The sequence below is a fragment of the Pseudomonas sp. GW821-FHT04D07 genome, assembly GCF_059420225.1.
Window position 1 is genome coordinate 13747 of record NZ_JBWKTH010000019.1, and the last position, 24717, is coordinate 38463.

18 protein-coding genes are annotated in these 24717 nt (G+C 63.3%); 12 read left to right on the forward strand and 6 right to left on the reverse strand.

Annotation, left to right across the window (positions count from 1 at the left end; translation table 11 throughout):
* Position 1: 1 nt before the first annotated feature.
* Both AC07T0_RS20780 and AC07T0_RS20785 read left to right on the forward strand, forming a co-directional pair.
* Complete coding sequence (locus AC07T0_RS20780; protein WP_495002984.1) at positions 2-1102, forward strand: AAA family ATPase; 1101 nt, start codon at positions 2-4, stop codon at positions 1100-1102.
* Complete coding sequence (locus AC07T0_RS20785) at positions 1099-1755, forward strand: DUF4276 family protein (RefSeq protein ID WP_495002985.1); 657 nt, start codon at positions 1099-1101, stop codon at positions 1753-1755. The genes AC07T0_RS20780 and AC07T0_RS20785 overlap by 4 nt, the downstream gene beginning before the upstream one ends.
* On the opposite strand, the gene AC07T0_RS20790 is transcribed toward AC07T0_RS20785, so the two are convergent.
* The gene (locus tag AC07T0_RS20790; RefSeq protein WP_495002986.1) at positions 1752-2465 is read right to left on the reverse strand and encodes a DUF3142 domain-containing protein; all 714 of its coding nucleotides are present in this window, start codon (positions 2463-2465) and stop codon (positions 1752-1754) included. The genes AC07T0_RS20785 and AC07T0_RS20790 overlap by 4 nt on opposite strands.
* A gap of 6 nt (positions 2466-2471) precedes the next feature.
* Positions 2472-4646, reverse strand: a complete 2175-nt coding sequence (locus AC07T0_RS20795; protein ID WP_495002987.1) for a PA5441 family protein — start codon at positions 4644-4646, stop codon at positions 2472-2474.
* A gap of 225 nt (positions 4647-4871) precedes the next feature.
* Between AC07T0_RS20795 and AC07T0_RS20800 the strand changes: the two genes are divergently transcribed.
* From AC07T0_RS20800 to AC07T0_RS20815, 4 genes are read left to right on the forward strand one after another with little or no spacing between them, the layout of a single operon-like run.
* Positions 4872-5660 (forward strand): efflux RND transporter periplasmic adaptor subunit, encoded by a 789-nt coding sequence (locus tag AC07T0_RS20800; RefSeq protein ID WP_495002988.1) that lies wholly within the window; start codon positions 4872-4874, stop codon positions 5658-5660.
* On the forward strand, positions 5657-6979 hold the full coding sequence (locus tag AC07T0_RS20805) for an efflux RND transporter periplasmic adaptor subunit (RefSeq protein ID WP_495002989.1): 1323 nt from the start codon (positions 5657-5659) through the stop codon (positions 6977-6979). Before AC07T0_RS20800 ends, AC07T0_RS20805 begins: the two co-directional genes overlap by 4 nt.
* The gene (locus tag AC07T0_RS20810; RefSeq protein WP_495002990.1) at positions 6979-9075 is read left to right on the forward strand and encodes a site-2 protease family protein; all 2097 of its coding nucleotides are present in this window, start codon (positions 6979-6981) and stop codon (positions 9073-9075) included. Before AC07T0_RS20805 ends, AC07T0_RS20810 begins: the two co-directional genes overlap by 1 nt.
* A gap of 29 nt (positions 9076-9104) precedes the next feature.
* Positions 9105-9599 carry a GNAT family N-acetyltransferase gene (locus AC07T0_RS20815; protein ID WP_495002991.1) on the forward strand — a complete coding sequence of 165 codons (495 nt, stop codon included), beginning with the start codon at positions 9105-9107 and terminating at the stop codon, positions 9597-9599.
* Here AC07T0_RS20815 and AC07T0_RS20820 read toward each other — a convergent pair.
* Both AC07T0_RS20820 and AC07T0_RS20825 read right to left on the reverse strand, forming a co-directional pair.
* Positions 9592-9903 (reverse strand): DUF6916 family protein, encoded by a 312-nt coding sequence (locus tag AC07T0_RS20820; RefSeq protein WP_495002992.1) that lies wholly within the window; start codon positions 9901-9903, stop codon positions 9592-9594. The genes AC07T0_RS20815 and AC07T0_RS20820 overlap by 8 nt on opposite strands.
* Positions 9904-10096: 193 nt before the next feature.
* Positions 10097-10687 (reverse strand): phage tail protein, encoded by a 591-nt coding sequence (locus tag AC07T0_RS20825; protein ID WP_495002993.1) that lies wholly within the window; start codon positions 10685-10687, stop codon positions 10097-10099.
* Between the two features lie 242 nt (positions 10688-10929).
* Here AC07T0_RS20825 and AC07T0_RS20830 point away from each other — a divergent pair, with 242 nt between their 5' ends.
* The 6 genes from AC07T0_RS20830 (at position 10930) to AC07T0_RS20855 (ending at position 23060) form a co-directional block, all read left to right on the forward strand.
* Positions 10930-12516, forward strand: a complete 1587-nt coding sequence (locus tag AC07T0_RS20830) for a glycosyltransferase family 39 protein (RefSeq protein ID WP_495002994.1) — start codon at positions 10930-10932, stop codon at positions 12514-12516.
* Between the two features lie 165 nt (positions 12517-12681).
* A complete protein-coding gene (locus tag AC07T0_RS20835; protein WP_495002995.1) occupies positions 12682-13527 on the forward strand; it encodes a sulfotransferase family protein in 846 nt (281 codons plus the stop codon).
* 120 nt (positions 13528-13647) lie between these two features.
* Positions 13648-19641 (forward strand): Ig-like domain-containing protein, encoded by a 5994-nt coding sequence (locus tag AC07T0_RS20840; RefSeq protein ID WP_495002996.1) that lies wholly within the window; start codon positions 13648-13650, stop codon positions 19639-19641.
* Between the two features lie 75 nt (positions 19642-19716).
* Positions 19717-21231 (forward strand): TolC family protein, encoded by a 1515-nt coding sequence (locus tag AC07T0_RS20845; protein ID WP_495002997.1) that lies wholly within the window; start codon positions 19717-19719, stop codon positions 21229-21231.
* A gap of 60 nt (positions 21232-21291) precedes the next feature.
* Positions 21292-22083: an aspartyl/asparaginyl beta-hydroxylase domain-containing protein gene (locus tag AC07T0_RS20850; protein ID WP_495003069.1), complete on the forward strand. Its 792-nt coding sequence runs from the start codon at positions 21292-21294 to the stop codon at positions 22081-22083.
* Positions 22071-23060 (forward strand): sulfotransferase family protein, encoded by a 990-nt coding sequence (locus AC07T0_RS20855; RefSeq protein WP_495002998.1) that lies wholly within the window; start codon positions 22071-22073, stop codon positions 23058-23060. Before AC07T0_RS20850 ends, AC07T0_RS20855 begins: the two co-directional genes overlap by 13 nt.
* Positions 23061-23222: 162 nt before the next feature.
* Here AC07T0_RS20855 and AC07T0_RS20860 read toward each other — a convergent pair whose 3' ends face one another.
* Positions 23223-23990 carry a slipin family protein gene (locus tag AC07T0_RS20860; RefSeq protein WP_495002999.1) on the reverse strand — a complete coding sequence of 256 codons (768 nt, stop codon included), beginning with the start codon at positions 23988-23990 and terminating at the stop codon, positions 23223-23225.
* Between the two features lie 2 nt (positions 23991-23992).
* Positions 23993-24574, reverse strand: coding sequence for an NfeD family protein (locus AC07T0_RS20865; RefSeq protein WP_495003000.1), 582 nt, complete (start codon positions 24572-24574; stop codon positions 23993-23995).
* Positions 24575-24717: the final 143 nt, after the last annotated feature.

The following is a 24717-nucleotide window of genomic DNA, read 5'->3' on the forward strand; positions in this document are numbered from 1 at the left end:
AATGATCAAGAAAGTGTATGACTCGGATCAGCTATCGCGGTTGGTCTTGCGCGGTTACAAGTCGATCGCGGAATGCGATATCGAGTTGGGCAAAATCAACGTCCTGATTGGGGCCAACGGTGCCGGTAAATCCAACTTCATCGGTTTTTTCCGTCTGATCAACCGAATCCTTGATGAGCAGTTGCAAGCCACTGTGGGAGCCGCGGGTGGTCCGGATGCCCTCCTGCACTTTGGGCGCAAGAAAAGCGAGACGCTGGAGGCAGAGCTGTATTTTGGTAATAACGGCTATAAATTCATGCTGAAGCCGACTCAAGACAATCGAATGATGTTTGCCTATGAGGCGCTTTGGTGGAATGGGTCGGGCGATTGGCGCCCGATGACTGGACACTTTGAGTCTTATGCAGAAGCGCAAAATAGCAAGACACGGATTTACGAGCATGTGGTACCGGCCATGCGTAGCTGGCGCCTCTACCATTTTCACGATACGAGCCAAAGCGCCTGGGTCAAACAGATCCATGGGATCAACGACAACGAGTACCTGCGTGACGATGCGCGCAATCTGGCGGCCTTTCTCTATCGTCTGAAAAATCATCACGAGGCTCACTACAAGCGCATCGTCAAATCGATCCAACTGGTGGCTCCCTTCTTTGGTGATTTTCATCTGCGCCCTACCGTGGATAACAAAGAAAAGATCCAACTCGAATGGACGGAGAAAGGGCAGGATGTGCCCTTCAACGCCAGTGCGTTATCCGATGGCACGCTGCGTTTTATCTGCCTGGCAACCGTGCTGCTTCAACCCGAAAGCTTCATGCCTTCCGCGATCCTGATCGACGAGCCTGAGCTGGGTCTGCATCCTTTTGCGATCACCACACTGGGTGCGCTGATGAAGTCCACGGCGCAGAAGCACCAATTGATCATCTCGACACAATCGGTCGAGTTGGTGAATGAATTCGATGCGCACGACCTCATCGTCGTGGACAAGGTCGATGGCGGGTCTGTGTTCAAGCGCCCCGATGAAAGCCTGTTGGCCGAATGGCTTGAGGAGTACAGCCTGGGCGATCTCTGGAAGAAAAACCTTCTGGGCGGGAGGCCGTCCCGATGAATCGCCTGATTTTGCTGGTTGAAGGCCAAACGGAAGAGGCCTTCGTGCGGGAACTGCTAATGCCGCATTACGCCCGTCTGGGTGTCTACATCACGTCGATCATTGTCAGTACCAGCCCCGGATACAAAGGGGGTGTAGTGAGCTATGCCAAGGTTAAGCCACAACTGATCCGCTTGTGTCGACAGGACGGCAGGGCGTATGTCTCGACGCTTTTTGATCTCTATGCACTGCCCACCGATTTTCCAGGTAAAAACACGGCAGGGTTCCCGGCTCAAGGCACTGGCGCACAGAAAGCAACCTTTCTGGAGACGCAGTTGGCATTGGATATCAGCGAACCAAACTTCATTCCGAATTTGCTGGTGCACGAGTTTGAAGCGCTGCTGTTCGCCGGGACCGAGCAGTTCGGCCAATGGGTTGATGATCCAGCGGTTGTGTCCACGCTCAGCGCCGTTACCGCAGCGCACACAACGCCGGAAGATATCAATGATAGCCCGAATACAGCCCCGTCAAAGCGGGTGCTTAAGGCCATGCCCGATTACCAGAAGACGTTTCACGGCCCTTTGATCGCCTGCGATATCGGTTTGGACGTTATGCGTGCTGCTTGCCCGCATTTCGACGCATGGTTGTGCAGATTGGATGCATTGGCGGGCTAGGGATTCTGGAGAAACACCACATACCCCCGAAACCACTCATTTCCCTTCAAATATCCCGGAGCCTGCCACTCACCGCCCTGGATCAAACCGATCTTGAATGGCACGCCCAGCCGGTTCATCCGTGGCAGATACGCGGCGTAATCGGGAATGCTGTGCCGTCCCTGATACGTCTGCACCACCACCTCATCCACCACGCCTTTGAGCTGGGCGATGGCCGCCGGGTCGGCGTTGCTGCTCCAGTCCATCAGCCCGGTAATACTCAGGTGCAACTCCGTCGGCAGCCGCTGGCGCAGGTCGCGCAGAAAGGCGACATATTCGTCGAGATAGCGGGTGCGGGCATCGAAGTCGATCTGGATGCCGATCACCGGGTTGCCCGCCTGTTGCCAGCGTTTTACCTGGCTGAGCAGCTGTTGATAAACCAATTCTGGCCAATGCAGCGTGTGGGCGCGATAGACCACCCAGACCTCGCCCCGGGTCAGACGCGGAATCGCAATGCCCTGGGCAATAAAGTTGACCGTCCGCTGCGGCGAGCGCCGCGACTCACTGACCTGGCCTTGCAGGATGTACAGGCTCTTGGCCTGACTCAGCACCGGCTGCGGGGCGACGCCGCTCCACAGCCAGAAACTGTCGTAGTCCCGCGCTTCGACCGCCGCCCAGGCATCGGCCAACGCCAGCAGCCCGGCCAGCAACAGCCAGCGCCAGCGATCCACGGCCACTTACCAGTAGTACTGCAGCGACTTGCCCCACTGGGTGCTGGCATAGCTGGTTTTAAGCTGCTTGAACCAGGCCTTGCGTTGCGCCGGCGTCACGTCCTTGCCACCGCAACTGTTGTAGCCTGCGGGCGCGTAGCAGTTGATCGCTCGGAACAGGGCGTAGGCCTTGTCGGTGGACGTTGCCTTGGCGTCGGCGATCACGCTCTGGTAACCGTCGAGACGGGAGAAGGTGGTGCCCTTGAATAAGGATGCGGTTCCACCCAGCTCATCCGCGCTGCGCTGGCTGTCCAGCGGCATGCCGTCCAGGCTGTTGCGCAGGATGAATTCGCCCAGGCAGTTCAGCGCCTGCGGCTGCTTGGCGTCGGCTTGCAAAGTCGTCGCCGTCTCGCCAATGGTCGGACAGGCATAACCGGATTCGGCCTTGGCACCGCTCCAGCGGAACAGTTTGAGCGGCTGGCCGCCGCTGTAGGTGTAACCCAGGGCGGTGCCCAACTTGGTGTCGGCCGGCTCGGCGGGCAACTGCTTGAGGTCGGCGGCGAAATCGGCGTAATGGCCCAGACGCAGGTCCTTGTAGAGCAATACGAACAAGGCCGTATCCCGCTCGGTGGACGCTTCGCCCTGGGCGACCTGACGCAGCAGGCCGGCGTCGGCGATATGCCGCAGCAGGATGGCGCGCACTTGTGGGGTCTTGATCGGCGAGTCGCTGGCAAAGACCTTGGCCACCTGCTGGTTGCGCTCATAGTGGTTGGCCAGGGCCAGCTCGACCTGCTCGCGTTGCAGCGGCTGGCGGACTTGCGGCAGCAGTTTCAGCCACAGGGCTTCGGCGCCGTTCCCGTCCTGTTTCGCTTCCAGGGCCAGACCACGGAGCATCTGCTGGCTGAAGGCGAGGTAGTCGAGTTTCGCCGGGATCTCGGTCGGCAGGCTCTTGAGCGCCAGTTCCGGGTTTTTCGCGACATACAGCTGGAACGCGGCCTGCAGGTAGTCGTACAGCGCCGGTTGCGCGGCGAAGATCGGCTTCTGCGCCTGCAAGATTTCCAGGGTCAGCTTGGGCGTGGCGTTCTCGCCGTAACCGGGGCGCATGCCCATCAGGTCGTCGAGGGCCTGGAACAAGGGCTGCTCGACCTTGCCGCTGCCGAACAGCATCTTGTTGTCGATCTCCTGCACCAGTTCGTCAGGCGTTACGTTGCGTTCGTCGGCCTTGGCCTGGCCCAGTTGCCAGAGGTATTCGGCCGCCTGCTTCTCGGAATTCCCGGCCAACCAGTAGACGCGCCGCAACAGGCCTCGGGCGGAGGTCGCGTAGAGGCCCTGGGGCCAGGTGCCGAGGTAGCGCTGGAAACCTTCCTCGGCCAGTTTCAACTGGGCTTTGTCGGCCTCTTCCTTGGTTGGCATCCCGTCGCTGTCGAAGGTGTTCTGTTGCGCCAGGTTGAGGGCGGTGCGCGCCTGCATGTACTGCGCGGTTTCCTTCAACCAGGGTTGCGGGTTCTCGCTCAGGCTGGCGAAGGCCTGGGAGGCTTCGGCGAAGCGCCCGCTGTAGAAGCTGATGGCACCGTTCAAGTAGCTGGCAAATGCCTGGCCCTGGGCCGATTGCACGGCGGGCACCAGGCTCGCTTGCTGGGTCGGCTCCCAGGCGCAGGTGTCGAGCATCTGCAGGCGAGCGCGGGCCAGGGCCTGGCGCTCGGGGTCGGGCAGCTCGGGGCTGGCCAGCAGTTGGTTGATAAAGGTGGTGGCGCTCTCGGCATCGTTGCTGCGGCAGCGTCCGCCCTCGCCAGACAGCAGGCTGACGACGTTTTCGCCGTGGTCGCGGGTGATACCGAGCTTCGCCAAGGCCTCGTCGAGGGGAGACGCGACGGGCGTGCCCGCTGCGCTGCTGACGGTCGGCGCAGGGGCCGTGTCCAGACGGCTATTGGCGAATGGCACCGGGCCGAAACCGGCGTTCAGGTCTTCCTCGCTCAGCGGGTTGGGCGCCAGGGGCAAGGAGCCCTGGTCGGACAGCAGCAGGCGCAGGTTGACCCGGCTGTCGTTGCCCGGGCTGAGGAAGGTCAGGTTGCTGCAACCGTCGAGGCTGTACTTGAGCAGCGACCAGTGCGGGTAGCAGGTGTCGTCGGAGCTGGCCTGGGCCAGTGAGCAGAAGCTGGCGCTCATCGCCAGGGCCAGAGATGTCAGAAGACCAATACGCATGAATTGTCCCTAATTCGGTAAACGAGCGGCAGCGATGCCGGGAATGGCGCGAATAATACCGAAGCCGGGCCGTAACACCTATGCTTGTAGCCAGCGCGGTGTTGCAGCCTGTGATCTGCCGCACATCGGCGGTCGCCCGGCTCTTCGATAAACATAGTGGCAATTGGCTTGACGCTTGATACGGCTGCCGTAGACTCGCGATTATCCGACAAGGAGTCTCTTTATATGTGGTGTTTGCGGGTGGGTGTGTTTGGGTTGTCCTGCATGGCGTGCCTGGCGCAGGCGCAGGCGCAGGCGCCGGTCGAGGTTGATCCGTTGTTGGACAATAATGCCGCCGCGCCGCATGCCGTCGCCACCAGCGAGGCCCGTGGTGTGTTGCGCGCCCGTGACCAGGCAATGCTCGCCAGCGAGCTGTCGGGGCGCATTGTCGAGTTGCCGTTCAGTGAAGGCGAGACCTTCAAGCAGGGCGACACCCTGGCGCGATTCGACTGCTCGGCCTATCAGGCCCAACTCAATGCCGCCCAGGCCGCCAGCCGTGGTGCCAGTGAAGAACTGGCGCACAATAAACAGTTGGCTTCGTTGAACTCCGTCGGTCGCTTCGAAGTGGCCCGCGCCGAGGCCAAGCTCGCCGAAACCCAGGCCCAGTCCCAGGTCTACCAAGTGCAGGTCAAGCGTTGCAGCGTGATCGCGCCCTATGATGGCCAGGTCGTGCAGCGCAAGGTCCAGCGCTACGAAAGCGTCTCGGCCGGGTCGCCGATGCTGGAGATCGTCGACAACCGCACCCTGGAAATCCACTTGCTGGTGCCGTCGCGCTGGATGGGCAAGCTCAAGGCCGGGCAGACCTTCAGCTTCGTCCCGGATGAAACCGGCCAGCCTCTGACCGCCACCATCAAGCGCCTGGGCGCGCGGATCGATGAAGGCAGCCAGACCCTGTTGCTGGTGGCCAGCCTGCCCAAGGCCGACGGCCTGCTGGCGGGCATGAGTGGCACCGCGCGTTTCGAGGCGCTGAAGTGAACGCACCGGTAGCGGGTGCCGTGGAGCGGGTATTCGCCCAGTTCCTCGACCTTGAGCGCCTGACCCGCGCCGCCCGCACCCCCGAACAGCTGGCTTATAGCCTGGTCAACGACGGCCAGGCGCTGTTTGGCTTTCGCCATGCCGCTCTGCTGATCGCCGGTAAGGTGCGGGCGGTGACCGGGGTCAGCTCGGTGGAACCAAATGCGCCGTTTGTCGCCTTTGTCGAACACGCCGTGGCGCAGGTTTTCAAGCTGGAACGGGCCAAGCCCGCGACCGTGGTGCCGATGGAGGCGTTTACCGCCTCGGTGCGCGAGGACTGGCAGAGCCTGTCGGCGCCCCAGGTGTTCTGGTTACCGCTGCTCGATCACAAGGGTGAAGTCTTTGGCGGCCTGTGGCTGGCCCGCGACAATCCCTGGAGTCCTTCCGAACAGGTGCTGCTGGCGCAATTGGGCGACACCTACAGCCATGCCTGGCTCGCCTTGCAGCCACGGCGGCCGTGGCGTTTGCGCTTCACCCGCAAGCGCCAGGCGTTGCTGGTGGTCCTGGCCCTGCTGAGCCTGCTGATTCCGGTGCGCCAGTCGGTGCTGGCGCCGGCGGAAGTCGTGCCGCTGGCCGGCCGGGTGGTGGCGGCCCCGCTGGACGGGGTGATTGCCGAGTTCCTGGTCAAGCCGAACCAGACGGTGAAAACCGGCGACCTGCTGGTGCGCTTTGAAAGCACCACCCTCAAGGCCCAGGCCGATGTGGCTCAGCGCGCCCTCGGTGTGGCCGAAGCCGAATTGAAGGCCAATGCCCAGCGGGCCTTTGCCGATGCCGAGTCGAGCTCGAAGATCGATTTGCTGGCGGCGCGGGTCGAACAGAAACGTGCCGAACGCGATTACGCTGCCGAATTGCTCAAACGCAGCGAAGTGCGCGCCGAACGTGACGGTATCGCGGTGTTCGCCGACGCCGAGCGCTGGACCGGCAAGCCGGTGCAGACCGGTGAACGGTTGATGGAGATCGCCGACCCGAGCCAGGCCGAACTGCGTATCGAGCTGGCGGTCGGCGATGCCATCGCCCTGGCGTCCGACGCCGAAGTCGCCTTGTTCCTCGACAGCGACCCCTTGCAGCGTTATTCGGCCAAGCTGGAGCGGGTGGCCTACGAGGCGCAATCGACCCCGGCGGGGCAGTTGGCCTATCGCCTGGATGCCGGCTTTATCGATACCCCGGTACCGCGTATCGGCTTGCGCGGTACGGCGAAACTCTTCGGCCAGCGCGCGCCGCTGGCCTTGTACCTGCTGCGCCGGCCATTGGCCGGGCTGCGCCAGAGTGTCGGCTTGTAATGAACCTGCCCAGCCTGCGCGCGGACCTGCAACTCACCGCGGCCTCGCCGGCATTGGACGGTTCGCCGCGTTGGACCCTGGCCGATCCGGTGCGCGGGCGTTATTTCAAGCTCGGCGCCCAGGCCATCCGCCTGCTGCGGCATTGGTCGCTGGGTGATCCGGAGCACGTGCTGCAAGCGGCGAACCGTGAACCGGGCCTGCCGCTGGGCGACCCGGAGCTGGAGCAGTTGCTGGGCTTTTTGCGCGCCCATGACCTGATTGCTTCGCTGGACCCGCAACAGCGCGCCAGCTATGCCTGGAAAGCCGCCGCGTCGCGCCAGAGCCTGTGGCAGATGGCCCTGCATCAATACCTGTTTTTCCGCATTCCCCTGTGGCGCCCGGATGCGTTCCTCAATCGCGCCTGGCCGTGGCTGCAACGCTTTGGCCCGCGCCTGCTGCGCTATGGTTTGCCGGCCACCCTGGGGCTTGGGGTGTTTCTGGTGTCGCGGGACTGGGAGCGCTTTCTCTCGACCTTTCCGCACCTGTTCAGCCTCGGCGGGGCGATGGCCTTCGGCATCGCGCTGTTCTTCGCCAAGCTCTGCCATGAGTTCGGCCATGCCTTCATGGCCAAGCGCGCCGGCTGTCGGGTGCAGAGCATGGGCGTGGCCTTCATGGTCATGCTGCCGCTGTTCTACACCGATGTCAGCGATGCCTGGCGGATCAACGACCGCAAAGCGCGCTTGTTGATCGGTGCCGGCGGGGTCATGGCCGAGATGCTGCTGGCCTGTATCGCCCTGCTGGCCTGGTCGCTGTTGCCGGACGGGGCGGCGCGCACGGCGGCGTTCATGCTCGCCAGCGCCACCTGGCTGACCACTCTGGCGGTCAACCTCAACCCGTTCATGCGTTTCGACGGTTATTTTCTGCTCAGCGATTTCTGGGAAATCGACAACCTCCAGGGCCGGGCCTTTGCCCTGTGTCGCTGGCGCTTGCGTGAGGCCTTGTTCGGCTACGACGAGTCGGCCCCCGAACCCTGGCCGCCGGCCATGCGCCGACGGCTGCTGTGGTGGGGGTTCCTTTCCTGGTTGTGGCGCGCGGCGCTGTTTTTCGGGATCGCCCTGGCGGTCTATCACCTGTTCTTCAAGCTGCTGGGCATTTTCCTGATGATGGTCGAGCTGGGCTGGTTCATCTTCCTGCCGATTTTCAAGGAAACCCGCGAATGGTGGTCGCGGCGCGAACAGGCGCACACCCCACGGGTGCTGCTCAGCGGCCTGGGCCTGTTGGCGCTGCTGTTGCTGGTGGCGGTGCCCTGGCGCAGCAGCGTGGAAATACCGGTGATGCTCGAGGCCGGGCGGGTCACGGCGTTGCATGCGCCGGTCGCCGCGCGGGTCAAGCAGGTCAATGTGCGCGATGGGCAGATGGTCGAGGCGGGCGCGGTGCTGGTGGCGCTGGAGTCGCCGGACGTCGACTCGCGGTTGATCATCGTGCGGCGGGAAATCGATATCCTGCAATTGCAGATGCGCCGTCAGGCCGGGCGCAGCGAAACCGCGGCGGATGTCGGCATTCTTGAACAGCGACTGGCGGAGGCCGTGGCCGAATACCGGGGTTTGCAGGCCCGTCGTGAGCGCTTGTTGTTAAAGGCGCCGCAGGCCGGCCAGGTGCGCGACCTGATGCCGCAATTGAGCGTCGGGCGCTGGGTTTCGACCAAGGAGCCGCTGGCGCGGGTCGTCGAGGACGGTACTCGCCTGCGCGGTTACCTGGCCGAAGAGGACTTGTGGCGGGTCGCGCCGGGGGCGAAAGGCCGTTTTGTCGCCGACGACCCAATGCGCCCGGCCTGGCCGGTGGAATTGCTGGACGTCGACGCCAATGGCGTGGCGGCCATCGACCAGGAGGCCCTGACCTCCGATCACCACGGGCCGATTGCCGTGCGTCGCGACGAAAACCGCCGGCCGGAACCGGTGCAGGCGCAATACGGCGCCCGCCTGCGCGTGCTCGAGGAGGTGCCGACGCCGAGCCATCCGTTGCGCGGCGTGGCGGTGTTGCAGGGACGCAGTGAGTCATTACTGGGCACGGCCTGGCGGCGCATGGCCGCCCTGGGCGTGCGGGAGAGTGGTTTCTAGTCGTTACAACGGTTCAGGGAGTACAACCGATGTTGAACAGTTCGTCTGCCGCCGGCTTGTCCATGCGGCCGTCACGGCCTACCGATGGGCCTTTTCTGCAGAGCCTCTATCAGTCGGCCCGGCCCGAGTTGCAGTGGATCGACGCCGACCCCGAAGTGGTCGAGCAGGTGGTTGCCCAGCAATTCCAGGTGCAGGAGCAGGGGATCGGCGATAACTTCCCCGATGCGATTCATTATGTGGTGGAAAAGCTCGACACCCCCATCGGCGTGCTGAGCGCCGACTTCGGCCCTAATGAAATCCGCGTGCTGTACCTGGCGTTTATCCCGGCGGCGCGGGGCAAGGGCTTTGGTCGCAGTGTGCTGCAAGGGGTGCAGAGGGCCGCCGAACAGGTGCGTTGCCCGGTGGCGACGGTGGTCTGGGCGAGTAATCCCCAGGCGCGCCAGCATTATCTGGCGCTGGGGTTTCGGGTCGAGGAGAGTTCGCCGGCGGCTGAGCGGTTGGTCTGGTACCCGGGCTTCAGTTGAAGACGATATTGAAATAGCCCAGGGTCGGGTCGCGGCCCTGGGGCGGCTCGCGCGAGACGAACATGGCGTCCACGCGGCCCAGCTGCGGTAACTCCAGGGCGCACGGGCCGTCGATGAAGTCCGTCGGTTCCAGGCTGCGCAACGTCACGTTGAAGGGGATTCGGGGGCTCTCCGGCAGGCGCGATTGCGGGCGCAGCTCGACCGCTTCGATCTGGATCGGCAGCTGGCTGCCGTCGGGCAGGTGCAGCAGGCAGTGCTGTTTCATCAGCAACTGGAAGTGTTCACTTGAAACCTGTTGCAGCATCGATATGCTCCGTCATGCAGGGTAAATGGGGCGTCTGGCCCTGATCGGTCAAGGTGCAACGCGAAATCTGTAGGCGCGGGCTTGTCGGGACGCCGCATCGCAGCGATGAGGCCCTTGAACCTTGCGGTGTCCATTCGGACGCCAGCGCCAGCAAGCTGGCTCCTACAGGTTTCGCGGTGATCCCATCCTCTCGTCAGTTACGAGACGGGAATAGTCCTTGCAGGGCAATGCTGAAGTTCACCGCCAGGAATGGATTCATCGTCGCCAGTGGCAGGCTGCCGCCGGGCGTGCTCAGGGTGCCAGCAATGGTGCTGGTCGTGCCTTTCAGTGCAATCGGCGACGCGCCTTGTGCATCGGAGTAGATCGAGGCCGAGGGCGGTCCAGCCGGGGTGGATGCACCGATATAGGCGTGGGTGGTGGTGGGCGCATTGACCGGATTGCTGGGGACGCTCGCCAGGTTGACGGTGGTGGTGACGGTCAGGCTGGCGGTCGGGATCACCTGCGGCGGCAGGTTGCTGCCCAGGACCGAGACACTTTCGGTGCCGTTGAACTCGCCCATGACCCGGGTCGTCAGGCCCGGTCCGGTGCCCTGGCAGATGGGAATCCGGCTTTGCAGGTTGGGCAGGCCGAAGGTGCTCTGGCCGTTGCCGCCATAAGTCGTGCCCATCACCGCGAACAACGCCTGATATTGCGAGAGAGGTACCAACTGCCCATTGCACAGTGCCCAGCCGTAAGGGGCGTAGTTGAAGCCGAACATCTGGATATTGCCGAGAAATACTTCCATAGATCCTTATCCTTCAGCTGTGTTAAGTGAAGTGCCTTGCCCGTTGATCGGGTTGTATAGGCCGCCGGTCCGGGTCTGCTGTGCACCGTCTGAAAGCGTAGACGCTGTCTTTGCGGGGGACCGGTTTTTTGCGTGGTCAAGGTCGTGATTGGAACAGTCAGGCAAGGCGATGTCGTTCTAGCCTACAATCACCGCGTCATACCCCCCAGGCGGGTGCAGTTGTCGATTTTTAGAGGATGGTGATGGGCGTTCCGAGTAATGATGAAGCAGCAAAGCGACTTTACTGTCAGCCTGTCACGCATCCGCAATCGCTGGTCCAGCTGCTTCGCGAACCCTGGCTGATAGCGCTCATGCTACTGGCCGTCGCGTTGCGTCTTTATGAGCTGACGGCCGCGGCAATCTGGGGCGATGAAGGCTCCAGTCTGCTGCTGGCCCAGTTCCCGCTGGCCGGCATCTGGTTCCATGCGTCTCACGATGTCCATCCGCCGCTGTATTTCATGCTGCTGCATGTCTGGATGGGCCTGTTCGGCGACTCGATCCTGTCGATTCGGATGATGAGCGCGGTGCCGGGAGTGCTCACGGTGCTGCTCGGCACCTGGCTGGCGCACCTGATCGCCAGCCGGCGGGCGACGATGCTGACTTGCCTGCTGCTGACGCTGTTGCCCACGGCCGTGCGCTACAGCCAGGAAATACGCATGTATTCGCTGATGGGCGTGTGGCTGCTGGGGGCGACCATTGCACTGGTGTATTGGGTCCGCGAGCCCGCGCGCAAGCGTTATCTGCTGATCTATGCGCTGCTGATGGCGGCCGCGTTCTATACCCACTATTTCTCGGCGTTGTGCGTGCTGTCGCACTGGCTTTACCTGCTGGTGATCCGTCCGCAGCCGGGCAGCGCGCACCGCTATATCGCCCGCCGCGAGTGGTGGCTGGCCAACGTGGCGATCGTGCTGCTGTTCCTGCCCTGGTTGCCGGGGTTGATCGACCTGGTGCGGCACATGGAGGAGTTGAAGGTCGGTGGTGATGTCGGCTGGGAACCCCCGGTCACCTTGCGCTCGCTGCCGTCGATGATCTGGCAACTGATGGCGCAGGATGACGGCGAAGGCATGCCGCTGTGGCTGTTCGTGACCCTGCCGGGGGTGATGGCGGCCGTGATGACGTTCCTCGTCTGGACTGACCGCAGTCGTTATCATTTCGACACGATGGTAGTGATCTACAGCGCACTGCCGCTGGTGCTGGTGTTCGCCATTTCGTTCCTCTCGCCGGTGTTCATCGAACGCTACCTGACCGTGCCAGCGCTCGGCCTGCCGATTGTCCTGGCGCTGAGCATCGACCGTCTGGCACAGCGCTTCAAGGTCCTGGCCGTGCTGCTGCTGGTGGCGGTCCTGGCGGTGGAGGGCGTGGGCCTGAAGAACAACTACACCGTTGACACCGGCGACCAGTTCAACAACATGGTCGAGTACATGAACCAGCACACGGTGGCCGGCGACCAGGTAGTGCTGGGCGACATGTTCTGGTTACTCACCTGGGGCTACTACGACAAGAGCGCCACCGCGCCGCGGCTGTATACGCCGCCCTCGGCCAAGGGCGTGTCGACCCGGCCCAACAATTACGGTTTCGGCACCCTGATCGATGAAAACAGCGGCGTCTACCTCGATCATCTGGAGGACCTGCCGGCAGGTAACGGCCGGGTCTGGCTGGTGATGAGCCGGGTCGCACCGGATGAATTCCCGTCCATTCCGGACAACTGGCGAAAAATTGACCAGCATGCCGGTGGTGACACCCAAGCGGTGTTGTATGAGGTCTGCGGCGCTTCATGTAGCGGGAACTAACTGGTAAGGGCTTGAAATACAGCGATAAAGTCGCGCTAAAGATCCATGAGCGCCAATGTTCATGGGTTTTTTCGACGTAAAGTCCCTACAATTGATGTCAAAATACTACTAGTCCGGAACAATTCCTTACGCTACGCTTTGTCCTACAAATGGACTTCCGCTAGGGTGAAGGGATTGCGCAGTTTTCACTTTATCTCCGGTTTACCGCGCTCAGGGTCGACCCTGCTGTCTGCCATTCTTTTACAAAACCCCCGTTTTCATGCCGGCATGAGCAGCCCGGTCGGCAGCCTGTTTACCAGCGTACTGGAACAATGCAGCGCCGGCAGCGAGTTCGGCGCGGTGATCGATACCGATATGCGCCGCCGCCTGCTACGCGGTCTGTTCGAGTCCTATTACGCCGACAAGACCGAGCAATCGGTCATCTTCGATACCAATCGCCAGTGGTCCGCGCGCCTGCCCGCGCTGATGGACCTGTTCCCCCAGTCCAAGGTCATTGCCTGTGTGCGCAATGTCGCCTGGGTCATGGACAGCCTCGAGCGGCTGTACCGCGCCAACCCCTTCGAGAACACCAAGCTGTTCAACGATGAGGTCGAGCGCAACACCGTCTACAGCCGTTGCGAAACCCTGGCCCAGCGCAATCGCCTGGTGGGGTTCGCCTGGACCGCGCTCAAGGAAGCCTATTACGGCGAACATGCCGACTCCGTGCTGCTGGTCGACTATGACCTGCTGTCCCAGGCCCCGGAGCGGGTGTTGCGGCTGGTCTACGACTTTATCGGCGAGCCCTTTTTCGAACACGATTTCGACCACCTGGTGTACGACGCCCCGGCATTCGACCAGGCCCTCGGGGTCGCCGGCCTGCACAAAGTCAAGCCCAAGGTGGCGCTGGAGCCACGGCGTACGATCCTGCCGCCGGATCTGTTCGAGAAATATGCGGAATTGTCGTTCTGGAACGATGGCTCAGCCAGCGCCGCGAATGTCATTCGTATGAAAACCAATACCGGGGTCAGTTGATCGCGGTTTTTTATTCCGACAAAAAATCCTTTGAGCGTACACGCGCTCAAGTGCAGGTGAAGCATGTGGTGGAGCAAACAGAAATCGCCGGCTGAAGGCGTGAGAAGCCTGGTTTCACCCATGATCATCCCGCTTGAGCCGCGCATGCTGTTCGACGGCGCCGTGGCGGCCACCGTGGTCGAGGCCGCGCAGCCGGCCAACCACGCCACCACCGATGCGGCGAAGGCACCGACCACCGATCATGCGACCGCGCCCGCCGATGCCCACCCGCAATCCGATGCCACGCCGACCCCGGCGCCGGCCGCCGTACCTGGCCAGTCGGTGGTCTTCGTCGACTCGCGGGTACAGGATTTCAGTGCCCTGCTCAAGGGCGTCGCCCCCGGCACCCAGGTGGTGGTGCTGCAGGCCGGCAAGGATGGCCTGCAACAGATCGCCGATTACCTGGACACCCACCAGGGTGTGAGCACCGTGGAAATCATCGCCCACGGCAATTCGGGCGACCTGTGGCTGGGCAGCACCTATCTATCGTCGACTAACGTCGCGGCGCGGGCCGACGTGCTGGCGCGCATCGGCAATGACATGAATGTCGGCGGCGATATCCTGATCTACGCCTGTAATACCGCCGAAGGCGCCACCGGCCTCGGCTTTGTCGACTCCCTGGCGCAATACACCGGGCGCGATATCGCCGCGTCGACCAACCGCACCGGCCTGGGCGGCGACTGGACCCTGGAAATTTCCACCGGGGTCATCGAAAGCCACAATGTGCTCTCGGCCGATGCCATGGCTGCGTACCAGTACGGCCTGTCGACCATTACGGTGACCAATACCCTTGATAGTGGCGTCGGCTCACTGCGTGCGGCCCTGAGCAATGCGGTGGCGGGCGATATCGTTACCTTCAACGCCAGCATGACGGTCAATCTGAGTTCGCAACTGACCGTCACCAAGAACCTCACCATCGAAGGCGACTTGAACCACGACGGCGTTGCCGATGTAACCCTCAGCGGGCAGTACCAAACCCAGGTGCTCATGGTCAACTCAGGGATCACCGCGACCCTGGACGGTCTGATCATTACCAAGGGCCTGGCGGCTGGCAACGGCGCCCAGGCGGGTACCGACGGTACCGCGGCGATGGGCGGTGGTATCGTCAACTTCGGTAACCTGACCCTGAACAATGTCACGGTGACCGCCAACGCGGCCTCGGGCGGCGGCGGTGGCGGTGGTGTCGTTGCACCTTACGTCGGCGGTAATGTCGGTGGCGGCGGTGGCGGCGGCGGTGCCCTTGGCGGGCAAAATGGTGGCCATGGTGGTATCGCCGGCACTGGTTCGGGGGCTTATTATGCCGGTACCGCCGGTAGCGCCAACACGGGCGGTACCGGTGGCAGCTATAACCCCAACTACATGGGCGGCAAGGGTGGCAGCAGTCTCGGCGGCGCGGGCGCTATAGGGGGCAGCGGCTACACTAACGGCGGGGTCGGCGGCACGGCGAACAACGGCACCATTTCCATTGGCGGCGGAGGTGGTGGCTCCGGCTGGGACAAGACCGGCGGGGCCGGTGCGTCGGCCAGCGGCGGTATCTACAACGCCAGCACCGGCACCCTGACCATTGTCGGCACCTCGGTGATCTCCAACAACATCGCTGCCGGCGGCGGCGGCGGCGGTGGCGGCGCTGACGTTGGCTCGGACAGTTCCAGCGACCCCGGTGGCGCGGCCGGTAAAGGTGTCGGCGCCATCTGGAACAAAGGCACGCTGTTTATGACCAGCGCCAACTTATCGGCCATGTCCGGCAACGTCGGTGGCAGTGGTTTCGGCGGTCCGGCGGGGAGCGGCGTCACGGGGAGCGCTCCGGCGGCCGTGAACAATATCTTCAACGATGGCGGAGTACTCAACCCGCCACCGACCGCGACCATCGTGGTCGCCAATACCGCGCAGCATATTGGCAGCACTTCGCAGGTGACCATTACCTTCAACCAGGCGGTAACGGGGTTCACCAACGCCGACCTGACGATTGCCAACGGTAGCCTGAGCGCTGTCAGTACCAGCGACGGTGGTACCACCTGGAACGCGACTTTTACCCCGAGTGCGAGCATCACCAGCAACACCAACCACATCGTCCTGGATAACACCGGTGTCAGCGGCGCATCGTCGGGCACGGTGGGGACTGGCACCACCTCGTCCAACAACTACGCCATCGATACCGTGCGCCCGACCGCGACCGTCACGGTCGTCGCGCCTACGCTGAGCACCACGGTCAACTCGACGGTGAACATTACCTTCAGCGAAGCAGTGAGCAGTTTCAGCCTGGCCGACATGACGGCGTCCAACGGTACCCTGAGCAACCTGACCACCAGCGACAATATCCACTGGACCGCAACCCTGACGCCGACTGCCAGCAATACCAGCAGCGGTAACGTCATTACCCTGGACAACACCCTCTATACCGATACCGCGACCAATGCCGGTACCGGTACGACCACCTCCAACACCTATGTGGTCGACACCGTGCGGCCGACTACGACGAGCATCGTGGTGGCCAACAATGCCCTGAATATCGGTGGCACGTCCCTGGTGACCATCACCTTCAGCGAGGCGCTCAGCGGGCTCATCGCCGGCGCCTTCACGGTCGCCGACGGCAGTTTGAGCGGCTTTGGCAGCAGCGACGGCGGTACCACCTGGACCGCGACCCTGACGCCGACCGCCGGGGTCAGCCATACCGGCGATGTCATCACCCTGAACAACACCCTGATCAGCGACGTCGCGGGCAATACCGGCAGCAGCACCACCACCTCCAACACCTACGCCGTCGACACCCAGCGGCCGACCGCGACCATCGTGTTCGGTAACACCCATCTGGGGATCGGCCAGACCTCGCCGGTGACCATCACCTTCAGCGAAGCGGTGACCGGTTTCAGCAACGCCGACCTGGACCTGAGCACCGCCAACGGCACCCTGAGCGCGGTGCAGACCAGCGACGGTGGCGTGACCTGGATCGCGACCTTTACCCCGGCGGCGGCTATCGTCAGCGCGAGCAACCACATCAGTCTGGACACCAGTCTGGTCAGCGATACGGCGGGCAACATCGGCAGCAGCACCGCCACGTCCAACAACGTGGCCATCGATGGTGTGCGCCCGACCTCGACTATCGTGGTGGCGGACAGCGCCCTGAAAATCGGTGACACCACACAGGTGACCATTACCTTCTCGGAAGCCGTGGTCGGTTTCACCAACGCTGACCTGAGCATCGCCAACGGCACCCTGAGCGCGGTGAGCAGCAGCGACGGTGGCGTGACCTGGATCGCGACCTTCACCCCGAATGCGAGCATCACCAGCACCACCAATGTCATCACCCTGGACAATACCGCCTATAGCGACACCAGCGGCAACATCGGCACCGGGACCACCGACTCCAACAACTACGCCATCGACACCCAGCGCCCGACCGCGACCATCGTCGTCGCCGATCCGACGCTCACCGCTGGTGAAACCTCGCTGGTAACCATCACCTTCAGCGAAGCGGTGACCGGGTTCACCAATACCGACCTGACCATCGCCAATGGCACCCTGAGCGCGGTGAGCACCAGTGACGGCGGTATCACCTGGACCGCGACCTTCACGCCAGGCACGAACACCAACAGCGCGACCAACATCATCACCCTGGCCAATGCCGGTATCGCTGACCAGGCCGGCAACGCCGGCACGGGCATCACCAACTCGGCGAACTTCACTATCGACACCGTGCAGCCGACCGCGACCATCGTGATGGCGAACCCGGCAATGAAGATCGGCGACACCTCGCTGGTGACCATCACCTTCAACGAGGCGGTGAGCGGTTTCAGCAATGCCGACCTGTCGATCACCAGCGGCACCCTGAGCGCGGTGCACAGCAGCGATGGCGGTATCACCTGGACTGCCACTTTCACCCCGACGGCGGGCATCACCGACGCCAGTGACCAGATCACCCTGGACAACACCGGCGTCCAGGCGGCCGTTTCGGGCAATGTCGGCAGCGGCAGCAGCGTGTCCAACACCTACGCCATCGATACTCAGCGGCCGACCGCCACCGTGGTGGTGACGAACGACCACCTGGGTATCGGCGGTACGTCCCTGGTGACCATCACTTTCAGTGAAGCGGTGACTGGCGTCAGCCTGGCCGACCTGACCACCGACAACGGCACCCTGAGCGGCCTGAGCACCAGCGACAACATCACCTATACCGCGACCCTGACACCGGTGGCGGGTATCACCCAGAACAACAATCACATTGTCCTCGACAACAGCACGGTGACCGACATCGCGGGCAACAACGGCACCGGGACCATCAGCTCGAACGCTTATAATATCGACAGCGTGCGGCCGACCGCGACCATCGTGGTGGCCAACCCGAGCCTGCTCGTCGGGCAGACCTCACTGGTGACCATCACCTTCAGCGAGGCGGTGACCGGTTTCGACAACAGCGACCTGAGCGTGCCCAACGGTACCCTGAGTGCGGTGAGCACCAGCGACGGTGGCGTGACCTGGACGGCGACCTTCACCCCGACCGCCAACATCCACGACAGCACCAACCTGATCAGCCTGAACAATGCAGGCTATACGGACCTGGCGGGCAACGCCGGCGCCGGTATCACCAACTCAGGCAACTTCACCATCGATACGGTGCGTCCGACCGCAACCATCGTGGTAGCGGATAACGCCCTGAAGGTCGGTGACACCTCGCTGGTGACCATCACCTTCAGCGAAGCCGTGACCGGCTTCAGCAACGCCGACCTGACGATCAGCAACGGCACCTTGACCGGCGTCACCACCAGCGATGGCGGCATCACCTGGACGGCGACCTTCACCCCAACCAGCAACATCACCAACAGCAGCAACCTGATCGAGCTGAACAACACTCTCGTGGCGAACGCCTCGGGCAACGCCGGCAGCGGTGTCACCGACTCCAACAACTACAGCATCGACACCCAGCGTCCGACCGCGACCATCTCCGTGGCCAACAACAACCTGGGCATCGGCCAGACCACCACCGTAACCATCGCCTTCAGCGAAGTGGTGACCGGTTTCAACCTGTCCGAGCTCAGCGTCGCCAACGGCACGCTGTCCAACCTGGCCAGCGCCGATGGCGGCAAGACCTGGACCGCGACCCTGACCCCGACGGCAGCCATCACCGATGCCACCAACCTGATCGTGCTGGACACCAGCCTGGTCAACGATACCGCGGGCAATGCCGGAGCGAGCATCGCGATTTCCAACAACTACTCAGTCGATGCCGACCGGCCGACGGCGACCATCAGCGTCGCCAACCCGAACCTGACCGCCGGCCAGACCACCGTGGTGACCTTCACCTTCAGCGAGAAGGTCAGCAATTTCAACCTCGCTGAGCTGAGCGTGGCCAATGGCGTGCTATCCAACCTGGCCAGCGCCGACGGCGGCAAGACCTGGACCGCGACCCTGACGCCGACGGCGAACATCACCGACCCGAGCAACTTCATCACCCTGGACAACAGCCTGGTCACCGACCTGGCCGGCAACGCCGGGACCGGCTTCGCCAACTCCAACAACTTCGCGGTCAACACCGTGGCGTTGGGTGGCGATCCGCAGTTCCGCGTCGACACGCCGGTGGCGCGGCCGGATGTGCCGAACCAGCCGTTGCAGCCACAGATCAGCATCACGCCGACCGGCGGCCTCGGCTCGCCGCTGGGCTTCCCGCCGTTGTTTGAACAGCGCACCTCGGGCGACGGTTTGCCGCCAGTGGGCAATATCTTCATCAACCAGAACGCGCTGGCGCCGAGTTTTATCGCCCAGGTGTTCAGCACCGATAACAGTGCCAGCGGCAGCACCAGTGGTTTTCTCGGTTTTGGCGGCGGTGATGGCGGGGTGTTCGGCAGCAGTACTATGTCGAGCATTTTCCACCACGAGTCGGGCAACAGCGATAGCTCCACCAGCCAGGTCTTCGACCGTAATGGCAAGGGCCTGGGCGATCCGGCCCAGGGCGTGCGCGGCATTTTCGGCGCGCCGACCCTGGGGCAGCAATTGCAGAAGATCAAAGACGGTGAGCAGAAACAGCTGCATGAACTAGCCTGGGCGTTGGAGCAGGTCGGCATCAGCGAAATGTCGGCCTGAACAAGATTGGGAATCTGCGTCGGCGGTTGTCGGCGCCTATAAAAAAGAATGTGCTAGTCAGGGGCGGTGCTAGGGATGAGAAGAAGTCATAGGTTGTTCAGCGTCAGTGTCTTGGCGCTGGTAGTCAGTGGTTGTGCCGTCACCAGCCAGCCGATCGATCGTAGCGTCAGCGAACAACGCGCCAAGAGCGATATGCAGACCATGTTCAAGGATCAGGAGCCGCTGAGCGGCCCGCTGACCTTGCACGAGGCCATGGCCCGCGCGGTGAAGTACAACCTCGAAGGCCGGCTCAAGATCATGGAAGAGGCCCTGGCCAAGCGTCAGCTCGACCTCGCCAGCTTCGACATGTTGCCGCGCATGGCGCTGTCCGCCGGCTATGCCGGGCGTAATAACGTCAGCGCCTCCAGCAGCCAGAACGTCCAGACCGGTGAGCAGTCGCTGGTACCTTCGACCTCCCAGGACCGCGACCGTCGTGTCGGCGACCTGACCATGGTCTGGAACGTGCTCGACTTCGGCGTAAGCTACATCAACGCCAAGCAACAGGGCGACCAACGCTTGATCGTCCAGGAGCGCCGGCGCAAGGTGGTCAACACCATCGTCCAGGACGTGCGTTCGGCCTACTGGCGCGCCGTGGCCGCCGAGCGCCTGCTCAAGCAGATCGACGCACTGATGGCGCGGGTCGAGCAGGCCCAGGGCAACAGCGAGAAAATGAGCGACCAGCGGATTGGCGATCCGATCCAGGCCCTGGGTTACCAGCGCGCTTTGATCGTCGCCACGCGCCAATTGGAAGAGCAGCGCAAGGCCCTGACCCTGGCCAAGACCGAACTGGCGACCCTGATCAACCTGCCCATGGGCACCGAGCTGACCCTGGCGACCCCGGACAACTACGAGATCCCGGAACTCAAGGTCGACATGGGCAAGCTGGAAGAGGAGGCCCTGACCAACCGTCCGGAACTGCGCGAGCAGGACTACCAGACCCGCATCAGCGCCAACGAAACCCGCAAGGCCATGCTGCGCCTGCTGCCGGGCCTGGAGTTCTCCGCCGGCGGCCATTACGACAGCAACTCCTTCCTGGTCAACGACAAGTGGGCCGACTACGGTGTCAAAGTCACCTGGAACCTGTTCAACGTGATTTCCGCGCCGGCGGCCATCGATGTGGCCAAGGCTGGTGAGGAAGTCGCCACGGCACGCCGTCAGGCCATGTCCATCGCGGTGCTGGCCCAGCTCTACGTGGCCAATGCCAACTTCAATGAAGCGCTGCGTCAGTTCAAGACCAGCCAGCAACTGTCGAACATCGACGGGCAGATCGCCGGTCAACTGCGCAACCGCTACAAGGCGGCGGGGCTCGGTGAACTGGACCTGATCCAGGGCGAGCTCAACACCTTGCAGGCCGACCTGCGGCGCGACTTGGCCTATGCCGACCTGCGCAACGCCTACGGGCAGATCTTTGCCAGCGCCGGGCTCGATCCGCTGCCGGCGGAAGTGTCTTCGACCAAGATCCAGTCGATTGCCGGGGCCCTGGCCACGCGCGAGTCCGAATGGGCCGCGGGCAAGATTGATGAGCCTGTGAGCCATGCCCAGGCCAAATGACCGCCGCGCGGCCGGTGCCGGGCAGTGGCTCGACGGGGTGCGCGCGGGCGGAGTGATCCCCTGAGCCGGCCGGCGTTTTCCCGCCTGCCGGTCGCCGTGGACTTGCCACTGCTGCGCCAGGCCCTGGCACAGTTGGGCGATAGCGCCTGGGTGGCGCATTTCAATCGCGATTACTTCACTGGCGAGTGGAGCGGGGTGGCGCTGGTGTCCGCCAACGATGCCCCGGGCGAACTGGCGCCGGGCAAGGGTAAGGCGGTTGCGCGCAAGCCTTGGCTGGAAGACCCGCGTTGGTCCTATGGCTTGCAGGGGCTGCCGTTGGAAATCCGCTCGGCGCGGCTGTTGCGGCTGGGGCCGGGCGGGCGGATTCATGAACACCGCGATTACGATCTCAGTCCCCCGGACGCCGATCGGCGCCTGCATATTCCCTTGCTCAGCCCTCCCGACGTGGAGTTCATGCTCGATGGGCAGCGCATCCCCATGAAGGCCGGCGAATGCTGGTTTCTCGATTTGGCGCGGCCCCACAGTGTCGACAACTGGGGCGATCACGAGAGGGTCCACCTGGTACTCGACTGTCGTCCGAGTGCCTGGCTGGAAGAGCAGATCGCCGCGGGCCTGCCGAGCACTCCGACGCCCGGCCTGGGTCGGGCCGCCGTGGCGCTCGAACAGTTTCGCCAATGGCTGGAGCGTGACCCGCAACTGTGCCGGGAGCTGCAGGCGCACACCGACAGCGAAGCCTTTATCGTCCGCACCCTGGAGCGCGCCGCCGCCCATGGCCTGCATTTCGCCCGTGAGGATCTGCGCGCGGCCATGAGCCGTGGCCGCCGCAGCTGGAATCCGCCATGGACGGCCTGAAGGACTGGTTGCCGATTCGCGTCTGGCGCGAAGACGTCTATTGGCGCGTCGACTGGTGCTGGTTCGGCGGGCGCCGGCTGGATCAGCCGTTCTTTGGCGACTCGGTGGAGGAGGCCCTGCAACTGCCGTTCAATCAGGTCTTCCGACGTGAGACGCCACTGGCGGTGCTCAGTGAATGGCAGGTGCCGGCGGTGGCGCCGAGCGCGTTCATCTATCACGCCTCGCGGTGCGGTTCGACGCTGATCGGCCAGATGCTGGCGCAGCTGGACAGCCATATCGTGATCAGCGAGCCGCCACCGCTCGACCGCTTGTTGCGCGACGAGCTCGATCCGCAGGAGCGGCGCGCGGCCCTGCAGGGTTTGCTGGCGGCCTATGGGCAGCGGCGGTGTGGTGGCGAACAGGCATTGGTGATCAAGCTGGACGCCTGGAATATCGGCGAGTTGCCCCTGCTGCGCGAGTGTTTTCCCGAGACGCCCTGGTTGTTCCTGTACCGCGATCCGCTGGAAATCGCCGTGTCCCATTTGCGGCGGTCCGGGCTGCACATGGTGCCGGGGATGATTGGCGGCAGCTCGTTGGACACCCCGGGGCAGGACGACTCGCGGGAGGACTACATCGCCGCGCGCCTCGGGCGGATTCTCCAGCAGGGTTGGGAACACTGTCTTGCTTTTGGCGGTTTACCGGTCAATTACAACGAGCTGCCGGGGGCGTTGGCGGGGCATCTGGGTGAGTTCTTCGGGCTCGACGACCGGCAGCGCAGCCAGGTGTTTGCGGTCGCCCGACAGCACGCCAAGCAGCCGGACCAAGTGTTTGTGCCGGACAGCCAGGACAAGCATCGGGAAGCCTCCGAGTGGCTCAAGGAGCGGGTGGCGTTGTGGGCCGGAGCCCCTTATCAGGCACTGGAAGCCTTGCGCGCGGAACGCAATCCTCCAGGCGCCGCCGGCCACCGCCAGCTTGCGCGCAATGGCCGCCAACGCTGACGCGGATTTGTGGGCGCTGGCTTGCCGGCGATGGCGTCCGGAGGGGCGCTGTAAGGCTCAAGGGCCTCATCGCCGGCAAGCCAGCTCCTACAGGGTTTTGGGCATGACGATAATTTGTGGCATGGCTGGGAGCCGGCAAGCCAGCGCCCACAGAGAACGGCATCAGGTTTTATCTTTCGGTGACAGATCGGCCATGCCCTTCAACAACTCGATGGGCAGCGGAAACACGATGGTCGAACTCTTGTCCCCGGCAATCGACGACAGCGTCTGCATATAACGCAGCTGCATGGCCCCTGGCTGACGCCCGAGCATTTCGGCGGCCTGCATCAGCTTCTCGGAAGCCTGCAATTCCCCTTCGGCGTGAATCACCTTGGCCCGCCGTTCCCGTTCGGCCTCGGCCTGCTTGGCGATGGCGCGGATCATCGACTCGTTGAGGTCGACGTGCTTGATCTCGACGTTGGCGACCTTGATCCCCCAGGCATCGGTCTGGGCATCCAGCACCTGCTGGACATCGGAATTGAGTTTTTCCCGCTCGGCCAGCAGCTCATCCAGTTCGTGCTTGCCGAGTACCGCGCGCAGCGTCGTTTGGGCCAGCTGGCTGGTGGCGGCGAGAAAGTTTTCTACCTGGATAATCGCCTTCTGCGGATCGAGCACGCGGAAATACAGCACCGCATTGACCTTCACCGAGACGTTGTCGCGGGTGATCACATCTTGCGGCGGCACATCGTGGACCACGGTACGCAGGTCCACCCGGACCATCTGCTGCACCAGCGGAATCAATATGATCAGCCCGGGTCCCTTGACCTGCCAGAAGCGTCCGAGCTGGAACACCACACCGCGTTCGTATTCACGCAGGATACGAAAGGTCGAGGCCGCCAGCATCAGCAGCAGGAACGCGAGCAGCGCGCCGGAACCCAATTGCAGGACCATAATCAATCTCCTCGCCTAGGTGGGTCGTCAACGGCTTGCACTTCCAACAGCAGGCCCTTGCGCGCAATAACCCGTACCTGTTGGCCGGGATGCAGCGGTGTGGGGCTCAGGACCTGCCAGTTTTCGCCTTGCAAGCGCACCCAACCGGCGTAGGCATCACCGGCTTTCAGGGTGGTGATGGGCGTCAGGCTGCCTTCCAGCCCGGCATCGCCGCTGACCACCTGACGTCGATGGGCCTTGAGTGCGGCGCCGATCACGCCGATGAGCAAGAGTATGCCGATGAGCATCAGACTGATTTTCAACGGCTGGGCGGTGTTATCGTCAAACAGTTGTGGGTTGAACAGGACCAGCATACCGACCACCACCGCGACCAGACCGCTGGCGCCGATCGCACCGTAGCTGGGCACCAGGGCTTCGGCGACGATCAGGGCGATGCCCAGCAGGATCAGCCCGGAACCGGAGTCGCCGATGGGCAGCACGAGCAGGGTCACGACGGAGTCGGCGCCTTCGGCAAGTTGGGGCCCCACGGGCCAGACGATCAGCCACCCGAACAACAACCAGGCCCACCAGCAACGACTGCTCACTTGAATTCTCCGCGAGTTTCGTCATCCCCACCTAAAAGCTTAGTCGAGTGGCGGCGCCCCGCCGGATAAACACGGGCTCACAGCTCTCCTGGACCCGTCGATGCTGCCTCGATCCCGACCTTGCAACTCCGGCCAACAGGGTC

Bases quoted from the DNA above. Each gene is read 5' to 3' on its own strand.
- AC07T0_RS20860 (WP_495002999.1), bottom strand. From the start codon at position 23,990: ATGGTCCTGCAATTGGGTTCCGGCGCGCTGCTCGCGTTCCTGCTGCTG.
- AC07T0_RS20785 (WP_495002985.1), top strand. From the start codon at position 1,099: ATGAATCGCCTGATTTTGCTGGTTGAAGGCCAAACGGAAGAGGCCTTC.
- AC07T0_RS20855 (WP_495002998.1), top strand. From the start codon at position 22,071: ATGGACGGCCTGAAGGACTGGTTGCCGATTCGCGTCTGGCGCGAAGAC.
- AC07T0_RS20845 (WP_495002997.1), top strand. From the start codon at position 19,717: ATGAGAAGAAGTCATAGGTTGTTCAGCGTCAGTGTCTTGGCGCTGGTA.
- AC07T0_RS20800 (WP_495002988.1), top strand. From the start codon at position 4,872: ATGTGGTGTTTGCGGGTGGGTGTGTTTGGGTTGTCCTGCATGGCGTGC.
- AC07T0_RS20810 (WP_495002990.1), top strand. From the start codon at position 6,979: ATGAACCTGCCCAGCCTGCGCGCGGACCTGCAACTCACCGCGGCCTCG.
- AC07T0_RS20820 (WP_495002992.1), bottom strand. From the start codon at position 9,903: ATGCTGCAACAGGTTTCAAGTGAACACTTCCAGTTGCTGATGAAACAG.
- AC07T0_RS20795 (WP_495002987.1), bottom strand. From the start codon at position 4,646: ATGCGTATTGGTCTTCTGACATCTCTGGCCCTGGCGATGAGCGCCAGC.
- AC07T0_RS20825 (WP_495002993.1), bottom strand. From the start codon at position 10,687: ATGGAAGTATTTCTCGGCAATATCCAGATGTTCGGCTTCAACTACGCC.
- AC07T0_RS20840 (WP_495002996.1), top strand. From the start codon at position 13,648: ATGATCATCCCGCTTGAGCCGCGCATGCTGTTCGACGGCGCCGTGGCG.
- AC07T0_RS20815 (WP_495002991.1), top strand. From the start codon at position 9,105: ATGTTGAACAGTTCGTCTGCCGCCGGCTTGTCCATGCGGCCGTCACGG.
- AC07T0_RS20830 (WP_495002994.1), top strand. From the start codon at position 10,930: ATGGGCGTTCCGAGTAATGATGAAGCAGCAAAGCGACTTTACTGTCAG.
- AC07T0_RS20780 (WP_495002984.1), top strand. From the start codon at position 2: ATGATCAAGAAAGTGTATGACTCGGATCAGCTATCGCGGTTGGTCTTG.